This window comes from Streptomyces sp. SID14478, from assembly GCF_010548525.1.
Lineage (GTDB): Bacteria > Actinomycetota > Actinomycetes > Streptomycetales > Streptomycetaceae > Streptomyces.
Genome location: NZ_JAAGMG010000427.1, coordinates 18904 through 31570 on the forward strand (window position 1 = coordinate 18904; position 12667 = coordinate 31570).

Sequence of the window (12667 nt, forward strand, 5' to 3'; positions counted from 1 at the left end):
GGGGTGCCATGCTCACCCCGTGACAGATCCCCAGGCAACGACCACCCATGACGAGGCCCATGACGAGGCCCACGGCGGCGCGCTCGGCTCGCGGCTCAACTGGCTGCGTGCCGCGGTCCTGGGCGCCAACGACGGCGTGGTCTCGACCGCAGGCCTCGTCGTCGGCGTCGCCGGGGCCACCGACGACCGCAGCGCGCTGCTGACCGCGGGACTCGCGGGACTGCTCGCCGGGTCGATGTCGATGGCCGCGGGCGAGTACGTGTCGGTGTCCACGCAGCGCGACTCCGAGAAGGCCGCGCTCGCGATGGAGAGGCGCGAACTGAAGGAGCAGCCCGAAGCCGAACTGGAGGAACTCACCGAGCTGTTGGAGGGCCGCAGGCTCAGTCGCGAGGTGGCGCGCGAGGCCGCACAACAGCTCACCGAGCGGGACGCGCTGCGCGCCCACGCGCGCGTGGAGCTCGGCATCGACCCCGACGAGCTCACCAACCCCTGGCACGCCGCCTGGGCCAGCTTCCTCGCGTTCACCGCCGGCGCCCTGCTCCCGCTGCTCGCCATCGTGCTGCCGCCCTCCGGCTGGCGCCTCGCGGTCACCGTCGTCTCCGTGCTCGTCGCACTCGCCTTCACGGGCCTGGGCAGCGCGCGCCTGGGCAGCGCGGCGGTGCGGCCCGCGGTGTGGCGCAACGTGGGCGGGGGAGCGCTGGCGATGGCGGTCACGTATGCGGCGGGGTCGTTGCTGGGAGCGGCAGGGGCCTGAGCCGCGGGCCGCACTATGCCGCGCACCGGCAACCGTCCATTGGCCCCGAGTACTCGCCGAGACCGCTCACGGCGGCGGACCGCGAAGTCACCCACACGGCGCTGAGGGCGGAGGGCTTGAAGGTGCCCTGTGGGGCCGCATCGGTGACGAGCTCGCGTGGCGCGCCTTCGAGACAGCCAAACTCGCTCGGGAGTACCTCGACGAGTCCACCGGCAAGACCACCGTCACCGGGAAAATGGGCTACACCATCACCCGACGAGCCCCGGAGTCTCTGTTCGAGTACATCTTGCGGTACGCGAAACTCCACCGCATTACCTCAGGCCCTCTGTGGTCCGTCAGTCCCGGCCACCTCTCGGGAGCGGTCGCAGGGATCGCCAGGGGCGTCGGCGTGAGCATGGAGTACCACCAGCTCCGCCACACCGGCATCGCCGCCTACTACCGGAGCACCAAAGACCCACGTGCGGGAAAACCCACATCTCCTCGGTGGACCTGAGGGGATGTAACACCCGACTCCGTGGCGCCCGCCGCCCACGTCCCCCCGCGGCGATCCTCGCCGTCCTCCTTGTCCAGACCACCGTTATCGGCTACATAGCCGGGCTCCTCATTGCCCGCGTACGCACCGAAAAGGATCAGCCCACACCATGACCACCAGCACTTATGCACTGATCACCCCTGAGGGAGCCGAGTTCCGCGACGGTGGAACGGTCTCGTCACCGTCTATAGCGCCAACGGAGACGTGCTCTCTAACGGCAGCTTCTAGCGGAGAAGGCACTCAGTGAAGTCGTCCGTCCTCCCCCGGTCGGCTGACCCTCACTCCGTCCGACCTCCCCACCTCCGCCGGACGGAGGTGGGGAGGAGGAGAAGCAGGATTGCGCCAAGGGCAACAAGATCAAGCTCATCAAGGCCGAGCGCTACAAGGCGTATTGAGCCACCTCCCGACGCTCGCTGGGGGAAAAGCTTCGCGCCGTTCTTCCCGGCGGGACGCGTCCTGAGTATGAGTACTCAGGCATCGTGGTGCAGCCGCGACTACTGTCACGGGAGTTGGCTGAGCAGCCGCAGGGGATGTTCGAGGAGGGCATGTGCCCACGGGGGACAGCAGCTCATGGGTGTCGGGCGTCTTCGACATGGCGAAGGACGCCGCGGGCGCCGCTGCGGATGTGATGACGGAGCTGACGTCGTTCACTGCGTTCCAAAAGCGTATCGACGTACTCATCCATGACCTCAAGGCATCGCCGGCCAGTGCGCACCAGGTCGGCACGGATCAGCCGGGCCGTGGGAACTTCGGCGGAGGCGATGGCGCGTGGGGCTCAGCCGACGCGCTCGGCACCGCGCACGCGAAGGTGATCAGCGAGCTGGAGAAGCTCTCCAAACTCCTCTCGGACTCCATCGAGGGCATGGGCATCGCGGTACTCGCCTCACATAAGGGCTACGAGAACGTGGATGCCGACGTCCGCGACCGGCTGCACGCCATCGCGGCGCACACCCAGAAGAACTTCGGCGGCAAGTACGTCCCTGACCTGTCCAAGCAATCGGGCGACAACAACGGCGACCGGAGCAGCTCGCCCACGGCGGACGCGTCGGGCAGCGGCACCGCGGGAGGCATCTGAGATGGGCAACGATCCGTTCGCCGGTATGTCCCACGAGGAGATGCTGGCCTGGCTCGACAAGGCCAATCCTGCGATCGTGCAAGCCGGTGCCGACAAGCTGTTGGCGGCGGCCAAGGAGATCGAGAAGATCGCCGAGGAGCTGAAGACCCGCCCGCAGTACGTGGAGTGGAAGGGCCAGGGCGCCGACTCCTTCCGCGCGTGGGGCGGCGACCTCGCGAACGCGACGCTGCGGATCGCCGACTACAGCTCCGAATCCGGAAACTTCCTCTCCCACACCGCGGACGCCATCGCTCGCACGAAGTCGTCGATCCCGCGTGACGACGGCGGTGCGCAGGCCAACATCGACGCGGCGAAGGCCACCTCGAACGACCCCGACGCAGTGAAGGTGTTGGCGAAGGCGACGGGGCAGAAGGAAGCGGTGCGTCAGCAGGCTGCCGACGAGATGACCAAGCTAGGGCAGGCCTACGAGCAGTCGGCGGAGCGGATGACCGCGCTCAAGCCGCCCAAGGTTCCACCGCCGCCGGACGCGGTGCTCCCCAACCAAGGGCGAGACATTAATGGTGGCGGCTCCAATGAGGCACTCCCTGGCGCGGCAGGTGGCGGAGCCGGCGGTGGTGGTGCTCGCTCAGGCACGACGGTGTCCGGCCATGGGGCGGGAGGTGCGGCGGCTCACATGCACTCTGCCGTGAGCGCCCATGGAGGCGCCGTATCGGCAGGCCAGACGCCGCATGTAGAGCCCACTCCAAGTGCGCACACCGGGCTTGACTCGACAGGGACACTCCCCGCCGCGCACACGCCTCCGTCTACCACGGGTGTGACACCGCCCGCGCACAGCCCAACTACGAGTGGTCCCAGCACGCCTACCATGCCTGTGCCGCCGATGACCGGTCCCGGAACAGGGCGGTCCGGCCCGATCTCAGGAGCACGGCTGCCGTCCGGTCCCTCCCAGATGCCTGGCCAGGGCCGCACGGTCGGCACGACGCGTCCGTCCACACCGGGACAGTCGACTCCCCGCCCGGGAGCGGGCATGTCCGGCTTCGAGGGAGGCCGCGGCACGACGCCCGGTGCCGGCCGCGCGACCGGGACAACGCCGTACGTGCGTGCGCCAGACGGTACGCGGGGAATCGTCGGAGGCCGGCCGTCCCAACCGTCCACGGGTAGGACGCCGCCCTACCGGGGCACTGTCGCAGGCGGTGAATCTGAAGGCCAGGCCACTGCTGGGCGTGGCTCGGCGTCCGGAGTGGGCCGGAACGGGCATGGCGAGCAGACGGCAGGCCGGGGCATGACTGGCTCGACGACGGGTGGCCGTCCTGGGGCCGGAACGCGGTCTGGCGCCCGGCCGGGTGCTGTGGGCGAGGAAGGTGTCGTACGGGCCGGAGCGCCTCGGGGACAAGCGTCGGCAGGCCGTTCCTCGATGCCGCGACGAGGCGTGATGGGGGTTCCTCCCGCGCAGCGCATCGTCCGTACGGCCTCCGGCGAGCGTGCCGTCCTTAGTGGCGCGACTTCGCGCGACGGCATCGCGGGCGGCGCTGGGATCCCACAGCGCGACGACAAGAAGCGTCGTAACGGGGATCGGCGTGATCAGCGCCCGGGGTTCTTGACCGAGGCCGAGGAGACCTGGCTGCCTGACGGGCGCCGTATCGTGCCCCCTACCGTCGACTGACGTCTCGCAGAAAACGGACCCACCTCGCCATGCCCAGCCCACGTCTCCTCGTCCGACGCGCGGTCACAACTTTCGCCACCACACTGGTCCTGACGGGCGCCGCCGCCCTGCCTGCCCACGCAGACTCCATTCGCGACCGTCAGTGGTTCCTCGATGCCATGAAGGCCGAGCAGATGTGGAAGACCAACACCGGTAAGAACATCACCGTCGCGGTCATCGACACCGGCGTCAACGCCAACCACCCCGACCTCCGCGGCCGGGTCCTGCCGGGCAAGGACCTGGCCGACGACAAGCCCGGTGACGCGCGCACGGACTACGACGGGCACGGCACCGGCATGGCCGGGCTCATTGCTGGCACCGGCGCACGGGGGGCCACCACAGGTTCCTTCGGCCTGGCGCCAGGTGCGAAAATCCTCCCCGTACGGCTGCCCCGTAAGGACGGTCAGAGCCAGGCTGAGGGTGACCAGGACCTGGCTCAGGCAATCCCCGTCGCCATTCGCTACGCGGCTGACGCGGGGGCCAAGATCATCAACGTCTCGCAGGCGATTCCTGCGAGCAGTCGCGCCATGACCGACGCCGTCACCCACGCTCTGGACAAGGGGGCGTTGGTGTTTGCCGGTGTCGGCAATAACGGCGGCGACGGCAACCCCGTGATGTACCCCGCGGCGACCCCTGGCGTCGTAGCCGTCGGCGCGGTCGGCAAAGACCTCAAGAAGACCGAGGAGTCCGAGTACGGATCCCAGGTAGATATGGCAGCCCCGGGAGAAGACATGGTTGCCGCGTGCGGCGGCGAGACGGGCGTGTGCCGCACGCACGGAACCAGCGACGCGACGGCGCTGGCGTCGGCGAGCGCCGCCCTGGTCTGGTCTGCGCACCCCAACTGGACCAACAACCAGGTACTGCGGGTCATGCTGAACACCATCGGCGCACCCGTGGACGGTTCGAAGCGCACGGACGCGATCGGCTACGGCATCGTCCGCCCCCGGATCGCGATGACCAAGCCCGGCGACCCCGGGTCGGCCGACGAGTATCCGTTGCCGGACTTCCCGGCGAAAGCTTCGGCGGCTCCGTCGGCATCGTCGTCCACCGGTCACGTCGGCGAGGAGCACCAGGCGGCCGGGGTCAAGGACAGCTCTTCGCAGGGGACTACGACGTGGGTAGCCGCGGGCGCCGGAGCTGTAGTTGTGATGGGTGCGCTCGCCGGCTTCGTGGTGATGCGGCGCCGCAAGCGTACGGCGGGATTCGGACAGGTTGGCCACTCGCAGCCGCCGTACGGCCCTCCGTCGTCATACGGCCCGGCCAGTACGAATCCGCAGGACGAACACCGACCGTATTAGGCCACACCTGGGCCCGGCCCGTGTGTTTCCTGCCGATGTGACGGCTCTGGGTACAGATACTCAGTCCCGGATTTGAGTGATCGCACGGACGCATCTGATCCGGCGCGGCCGTAGCGTGCTGATCGACCACCGCACGCCATCACCGCACGAGTGGGAACGAGGTACCCCCTCGGTAACGGCCCTGGGGGAAACGGGGAGGAGACCGCGCATGGCGTGGGAGGAATGGGAGCAGCTCAAGAGCGCGGCTGTTGACAGACATACGGCACACATGCACCTCAACAGCGCCTCCGTCGACGGGGGGTACTCCACACCCACCACGGGCAGCGGCGGCCCCGATCTGCTGATCACCGACACCCCGTGGACGGGCGCTGCCCGCGTGGCCAAGGAACTGCGCACCTCCACCGACAACGGCCTGACCGGGTTGAAGAAGTCGGACGACGGTATCGGTGGTGGTACTGAGGGTTTCGATTGCACGGCCGCGCTCAAGGAGATCCAGCCGACCTGGGAAGCTCGTCTGACCTCGGTCCGCGACGAATGCGACCACCTGCACGACACGCTCGGCAAGACGGGCAAGAAGTTCGGAGAGACCGACCACAAGGTCAAGGACAAGGTGGGCGGCGTGCACACCCCCAACAAGCCCGGCTGGGCCAGGTGATCTAGATGCTTACCTGGCAGCAATTGCGTGATCTGAAGATCAGAGAGTACGAGGACGCCGCCGACGGATGGGGCGACGTCAGCAACCGCTCAGATGCCTCCCGGGTCCGTGTGGACCAGGAGATGTCCATCCCCGTGCGCAGCACCCAGAAGGGTGAGACCCCGGATGCGGCCGTCGGGCGGCTCAACCGGCTGCGCGACAACTACCAATACCTGCACAGTGAGTGCGGTCTGATCCGCACCACCCTCAACGCTCTCGCCGCGGACCTTGCCGCCCCGCAACGCAAGCTGAAGCAGGCCCTCGAAGACGCCGAAAACCTGGGCTTCACCGTCAACTCGGACGGCACGGTCACCTACCCCAACCCCGTGCCCCTTGCGCCGGGCAACGGGAAGGCCACCCCCGGCGCGCCGCTGCCGCTCCTGCCCGGAGCCGGCGAGGGACAGGGCAACGACAACAAGGCCAAGGCCGAGGACATCGCCGAGCGCATCTCCACCGCCGTCGGTGACGCCGCCGAGATCGACGCCCGCCACGCCGGGGTGCTGCGCAGACTCAAGGCACCGGCCGGCCTGGCGGTCACCAAAGAGATGCTTGCCGACGAGGGCAGGGACATGAAGGCCGTCCAGAAGACGGCCGGTGGCTTGGTCGACAAGGGCGATATCCCACACGGCAAGAGCCCGGCGGAGAACAAGGGTTGGTGGGACCACCTCACGCAGGAGCAGCGCGACGAGTACGTGACGCTGTACCCGGCCGAAGTGGGTGCTCTGGACGGGATCCCGAGCATCGCTCGGGACACGTCGAACAGGATGGTGCTCGCGCAGACCATGGCGCAGACCCAGATCGATCTCGACGGACTCCCCGACAACCCGCCGCAGTACATCATGAAGGGCGACCCGCCCTCCTCGGTGGTGAACCCGGCATGGCAGAAGTGGGTCCAGCTCAACGACAGAATGAAGGGCATGGAGGCGATCCAGGCCCGTCTCGACGCGAGTGGCACGCCGGGCAAGGGCCCGAACGACAAACCAACGTCTGGGTTGCCACAGGCCTACCTCCTCGGCTTCGACGCCAAGGATGACGGGCGCGCCATCGTCGCCAGCGGCAACCCCGACACCGCCGACAACACGGCTGTCTACGTGCCCGGGACGGGGGCCAGCCTCGAAAACGCTCACGGCGACATCAACCGGATGTCGGAACTATGGCGCAGCGCGAACCAGCAGTCCCCCGGGCAGAGCACCTCAACGGTTACGTGGATCGGCTACGACGCCCCGGACCAGATCCCCAACGCCCTTGCCCGTCACTACGCCTACGATGGCGCTGCACCCCTCAACAACTTCATGGACGGCCTCCAGACCGCCCAGGGCGGTCCCGATAACAGCCACACCACACTGGTCGGCCACAGTTACGGCACCACCACGATCGGCGCCGCCGCCAAGCTGCCCGGTGACATCGCTGCGGATGACATGGTCGTAGCCGGCAGTCCTGGCATGCTCGTCAGTGACGCCTCCGACCTTGAGGTCGGGAGCGATCACGTGTGGGCGGAGGCCGCGCGCACCGATCCGGTCCCCGCTCTCGGACAAGAGGCGCTAGGGGGCCGCAAGCTCGGAGTCTCGACGTGGAACGGCATCCCCTACAACGCCGGGCCAATCATCTCGATCCCCTCCGACGAATCCTTCGGCGCACATCGTATGGACGTCGATACCAGCGGCCACAGCGGTTACTGGGACCAAGACTCGACTTCACTGCAGAACCAAGCAAATGTGGTGGTCGGCCGATACAACCGGGTGAAGGAAGACTGATGAGTTCCGTACCTCCACGGCGCCCCCAACGCCGCTGTCGATGGCCGTGGGCAGGTGCAGCGGCGATCGGTCTCACCGTGTCCCTTCTCACCACAGGATGTGCCAAGACCGTGGACGACCTCGGCTACAAGCCCATCACTCTCTCCGTCGACAAGGCCCGCGAAGAGACCAGCACCATTTCAAGTCAGATCCTCGACCTCATCGCCATCAAGGAAGGCAAGGTCACCGAACCCGGGCCGGGAGTTTCCACGTGCGATGAGGACCCCGGCCACCTGTACAAGACACGTCACCCCTGGTCGATCTACCAGGTGTCGTCCGAAGACGTCCTCAAACAGGGCTTCGAGCGACTCCGCAAACAACTCCCCCAGCACGGCTGGAAGATCGTCCGTTACGGCCACGACAACAGCAAGGCCAAGACCCTCGGACTGACTGCGGACTCGACGACCAAGCGATTCTCGATCAACGTGGAACTACTCGTGTCCAGCCCCACAGCGGGTAAGGAGAAGGAGCCTCTCCTTGCGGTCACGGTCGTGTCCGGCTGTTTCCGGGCCCCGGAGGGTACGGACCTCAACAAGGAGTACTAACTCCTCGTGTGTCGGTCCTGTTACTCCTGAACCGTTCCGGGTTCGGTGGGGGCTCGATCGTTTGAGAGGGTCGAGTCATGGCACGTCCTTTCCCCTACCCGCTTGAGCTGCGCAAACGAGCAGTCCGTATGTTCACCGAGGTTCGTCCGGACTACGACACCAAGTGGGCCGCGATGAAGGCCGTTGCGTCGAAGCTCGGGATCGGAACGACCGAGACGCTGCGCAAGTGGGAGCGGCAGGACCAGGTCGATTCCGGCGTCCGGCCGGGGACGACGACGGAGGAGTCCGCCGAGTTGAAGCGGCTGAAGAAGGAGAACGCCGAGCTCAAGCGGGCGAGCGAGATCTTGAAGGCTGCGACGAGTTTCTTCGCGGCCGAGCTCGGCCGGCTACACACCCGCTCGTGAGCTTCATCGACGAGTACCGGGACCGCTTCGGCGGCGTCGAGTCGATCTGCCGTGTGCTCGCCACACACGACTGTCAGATCGCCGTCAGAACAGGAAGGCCAAGTACACCCTGCGCGACATGCATCGCGTCGGTGAGGTCTTCGGCGTCGCCCCGCTCGTCATGGCGCATGGCGCCGGCGACTGGTTGAACGGCATCGCCCCGGCTGCCGTCGCCTCCCGTATCGAACGCCTGGCCGCATTTGATACTTGTCAGTAACAACGTCTAGCCGCGAGGCCCGCGGCGACTTACGGTGCACCCATGTCGTCCCCGAACCTGCCCGATGTCGTGCTGTGGTCGATACCCGCCTTCGTGCTGCTCACCGTGATCGAGATCGTGAGCGTACGGATCCATCCCGATGAGGACGAGGCCGGGTACGAGACCAAGGACGCGGCGACCAGCATCACCATGGGCCTGGGAAGCCTCGTCTTCGACTTCCTGTGGAAGATCCCCATCGTCGCGATCTACACGGCGCTCTACGAACTGACGCCGCTGCGCGTGCCCGTGCTGTGGTGGACGATCCCGCTGATGCTGCTCGGGCAGGACTTCTTCTACTACTGGTCGCACCGCGGGCACCACGTCATCCGCATCCTGTGGGCCTGCCACGTGGTGCACCACTCCAGCCGCAAGTTCAACCTGTCGACCGCGCTGCGCCAGCCCTGGACGAGCCTCACCGTGTGGCCGTTCTACCTGCCGCTCATCGCGTGCGGCGTGCACCCGGCGGCGCTCGCGTTCTGCTCCTCGGCCAATCTCGTCTACCAGTTCTGGATCCACACCGAACGCATCGACAAGATGTGGCGCCCCTTCGAGTTCGTCTTCAACACGCCCTCCCACCACCGCGTCCACCACGCCTCCCAGGGCGGCTACCTGGACCGCAACTTCGGCGGCATCCTCATCGTCTGGGACCGGCTGTTCGGGTCGTGGGTCGCGGAGGTCGAACGCCCCGTGTTCGGTCTCACCAAGAACATCAGCACCTACAACCCGCTGCGCGTCGCCACCCACGAGTACGCGGCGATCGCCAGGGACCTGAAAGCGGCGGCCGGCTGGCGCGAGCGGGCCGGGAGGGTCTTCCGGGGGCCGGGGTGGCAGCCCGGGCCCCCGACCGCGCCCGTCGCCCCGCAGAAGGTCACCGAGGGCGCCGCGTGACCCTCTCCCGGGCGCTGCGCGCCGGCTTCCTCGCCGTGTGCGCCGTCGACCTCGGCGCGCTGCTCGCCGGGTCGGACCCGGTGCACTCCGTCGCCAAACCCCTCCTCATGCCCGTCCTCGCCGCCTTCGTGGTCGCACGCGGCGGGCCGCGACTCCTGTGCGCCGCCCTGCTGTTGGGGTGGGGCGGCGACGTCCTGCTCCTGTTCGACCAGGACGCCGCGTTCCTCGCCGGGATGGGCTGCTTCGCCGCGGGACACGTCTGCTACCTCGCACTGTTCCGGCGGCACGGCTCGCCGCGCGCGCACGGGACCCTCCTCGCCGTCCTGTACGCGGTCGCGCTCGTCGGCACCGTCGCCGCGCTGTGGCCCGGTCTGCCCGCCGACATGCGCGGGCCCGTGGCCGGCTACAGCGTGCTGCTCACCGCCATGGCGTACGGGGCGTCGCGGCTCGGCACGGTGGCGGGGCTCGGCGGGGCGCTCTTCCTGCTCTCCGACTCGCTCATCGCGATGGGCGTCGCCGACTGGCCCGCACTGCCGCGCCCCGACTTCTGGATCATGCTCACCTACGTGGCGGCGCAGTACCTGCTGGTCCAGGGGGTGCTCGGGGAGCGGGCGGAGCCGCGGGCGGCGTACCGTGAAGAGCGCGCCGAGACCCGGCGCACGCTCCACTGACCTGCAGCGATCCGCACCGACCTGCACTGATCGGCACAAAGGAACCAGCACCATGCGCGCCACCACCATCCACGCCCCGTTCGACATGCGGGTGGAGGACGTCCCCGAGCCCGTCGTGGCCCTGCCCACCGACGCCGTCGTGCGCGTCCTGCGCGCGTGCATCTGCGGCAGCGACCTGTGGGCCTACCGAGGCGAGGCCGCGCGGCAGCCGGGCCAGCGCATCGGGCACGAGTTCCTCGGTGTCGTCGAGGAGACCGGCGCCGAGGTGGCAGGCGTCCGGCGCGGTGACCTGGTCGTCGCGCCCTTCATGTGGTCGGACGGGGTGTGCGACTACTGCCGCGAGGGTCTGACCACCTCGTGCGAGCACGGCGGATTCTGGGGCGCGGTCGGCTACGACGGCGGACAGGGCGAGGCCGTGCGCGTGCCGTACGCCGACGGCACCCTGGTCCGGCTGCCGGCCGACGCGGCCTCCGACGACCACCTGCTGTCCGCCCTCCTCACGCTCTCCGACGTGATGGGCACGGGCCACCACGCGGCCCTCGGCGCGGGCGTGCGCAAGGGCGCGACCGTCGCCGTCGTGGGGGACGGCGCGGTGGGCCTGTGCGGCGTCCTCGCGGCCAAGCGGCTCGGCGCCGAGCGGATCATCGCCCTCGGCCGCCACGAGGCGCGTACCGACATCGCACGCCGTTTCGGCGCCACCGACGTCGTCGCCGAGCGCGGCGACGCGGCCGTCGCGGCGATCCGCGACATGACCGGCGGCCAGGGCGCGCACGCCGTGATCGAGGCCGTCGGCACCGAGCAGTCGATGAGGACGGCCGTGAACATCACCCGCGACGGTGGCGCCATCGGCTTCGTCGGCGTCCCGCACGGCAGCAGCACCGGGCTCGACCTGAGCGTCATGTTCGACCGGAACATCGCGCTGCGCGGCGGCGTCGCCCCGGTCCGCACCTACATCCCCGAGCTGCTCCCCGACATCCTGGACGGCACCATCGACCCGTCGCCCGTGTTCGACATGACGGTCGACATCGAAGGCGTGCCCGGCGGCTACAAGGCGATGGACGAGCGCACCGCCCTCAAGGTCATGGTCGCCAACTAGCCCCGCCCGGAAGCTGCCCGTCACCCGGTACCCGGTACCCGAAATCGGGCTACCAGCGGATCGGCAGCGGCAGCGCCGTCAGCGCCGCCGACACCGCCACCACGACCGCGAGCACCACGACCTCCGCGCGTGCGGGCACATGGGCGCGCATACGGTCGCGGGTCCCGCGCAGCCGCAGCCGCGCCACCAGGGCGAGCCCCGCGACGACGGCCACGAGCAGCACCTTCGCCAACAGGGTGCGCCCGTAGGCCGTCGTCGTCAGCTGGTCGACGACCGTGCTCGGCGGCATCCGGCGCAGCGTGCTGCACACCCCGCTCGCCGTGATGGCGGCGAGCAGCACCGCGGCCACGCGCGCGTAGAGGCCCAAAAGCGCCGCGCCCGCCTCCGGAGCCGTCGTCCGCCACGCGCGCAGCGTGCGCAGTACGTGAAGCAGGCCGCCCGCCCACAGTGCCGCGCACGTCAGATGGACGAGCGTCAGTCCCGAGCCGACGAACGGGGTGTCCTCGGTGGGCGGATGGGCGCGCAGCGCCTCCGCGACGACCACGGCGGCCAGCGGCAGCAGCGCCGTCGCCGGGCGGCGGGAGCGGGCGCACAGAGCGGCCACCAGGAAGGCGTTGACCTCCAGGAGGGCGAGGGTGCCGTCCCGTGTCCCGTACAGGCCGCCGACGTCCAGCGCGGCGAGGCTGTGCGGGATCAGATTCCCGGAGGCCACCACGGAGGCGAGCCCGAGCGCGGCCACGAACCCGGCCCAGGGCGCGTACGACGACCACGTACGCGGGGCCTCCTCCAAAGGGGCGACCTTGCGTGCGAGTTGCCCGGCGAGGATCTCGCCGGCCTGCACGCACAGCGCCGCGAACAGCACCGTGCGCAGCAGCGAGATCCCCCCGACGCCGGGCGCCGCCGCCTCGCCCGTGCCGTCC

Annotated in this window: 12 protein-coding genes and 1 pseudogene; 12 read left to right on the forward strand and 1 reads right to left on the reverse strand. The window is 69.0% G+C overall.

Annotation, left to right across the window (positions count from 1 at the left end; translation table 11 throughout):
• Positions 1-19 precede the first annotated feature (19 nt).
• From G3I40_RS13960 to G3I40_RS14015, 12 genes and pseudogenes are all read left to right on the forward strand, one after another.
• The gene (locus tag G3I40_RS13960; RefSeq protein WP_164302478.1) at positions 20-754 is read left to right on the forward strand and encodes a VIT family protein; all 735 of its coding nucleotides are present in this window, start codon (positions 20-22) and stop codon (positions 752-754) included.
• A 1079-nt stretch (positions 755-1833) separates the two neighbouring features.
• A complete protein-coding gene (locus tag G3I40_RS13965; RefSeq protein ID WP_343244924.1) occupies positions 1834-2361 on the forward strand; it encodes a hypothetical protein in 528 nt (175 codons plus the stop codon).
• Position 2362: 1 nt separating this feature from the next.
• Complete coding sequence (locus tag G3I40_RS13970; protein WP_164302479.1) at positions 2363-4024, forward strand: WXG100 family type VII secretion target; 1662 nt, start codon at positions 2363-2365, stop codon at positions 4022-4024.
• 29 nt (positions 4025-4053) lie between these two features.
• Positions 4054-5361, forward strand: coding sequence for a type VII secretion-associated serine protease mycosin (mycP, locus tag G3I40_RS13975; RefSeq protein WP_164302480.1), 1308 nt, complete (start codon positions 4054-4056; stop codon positions 5359-5361).
• A 208-nt stretch (positions 5362-5569) separates the two neighbouring features.
• Complete coding sequence (locus G3I40_RS13980; RefSeq protein WP_164302481.1) at positions 5570-6016, forward strand: hypothetical protein; 447 nt, start codon at positions 5570-5572, stop codon at positions 6014-6016.
• A gap of 5 nt (positions 6017-6021) precedes the next feature.
• Positions 6022-7809 (forward strand): alpha/beta hydrolase, encoded by a 1788-nt coding sequence (locus tag G3I40_RS13985; RefSeq protein WP_164302482.1) that lies wholly within the window; start codon positions 6022-6024, stop codon positions 7807-7809.
• A gap of 110 nt (positions 7810-7919) precedes the next feature.
• Positions 7920-8393 carry a hypothetical protein gene (locus G3I40_RS13990; RefSeq protein WP_164302483.1) on the forward strand — a complete coding sequence of 158 codons (474 nt, stop codon included), beginning with the start codon at positions 7920-7922 and terminating at the stop codon, positions 8391-8393.
• Positions 8394-8470: 77 nt separating this feature from the next.
• Positions 8471-8820: pseudogene (locus G3I40_RS13995) on the forward strand (transposase); the annotation flags it as partial.
• Between the two features lie 95 nt (positions 8821-8915).
• Complete coding sequence (locus G3I40_RS14000) at positions 8916-9053, forward strand: hypothetical protein (protein ID WP_164302485.1); 138 nt, start codon at positions 8916-8918, stop codon at positions 9051-9053.
• A 42-nt stretch (positions 9054-9095) separates the two neighbouring features.
• Entirely contained in the window at positions 9096-9980 is an 885-nt protein-coding gene (locus G3I40_RS14005) for a sterol desaturase family protein (RefSeq protein ID WP_164302486.1), read from the forward strand.
• Positions 9977-10651, forward strand: coding sequence for a lysoplasmalogenase (locus tag G3I40_RS14010; protein ID WP_164302487.1), 675 nt, complete (start codon positions 9977-9979; stop codon positions 10649-10651). The genes G3I40_RS14005 and G3I40_RS14010 overlap by 4 nt, the downstream gene beginning before the upstream one ends.
• Before the next feature lie 52 nt (positions 10652-10703).
• Positions 10704-11747, forward strand: coding sequence for a zinc-dependent alcohol dehydrogenase family protein (locus G3I40_RS14015; protein WP_164302488.1), 1044 nt, complete (start codon positions 10704-10706; stop codon positions 11745-11747).
• 49 nt (positions 11748-11796) lie between these two features.
• On the opposite strand, the gene G3I40_RS14020 is transcribed toward G3I40_RS14015, so the two are convergent.
• Positions 11797-12667: CopD family protein (locus G3I40_RS14020; protein ID WP_164302489.1), on the reverse strand; the 871-nt coding region annotated here is incomplete at its 5' end.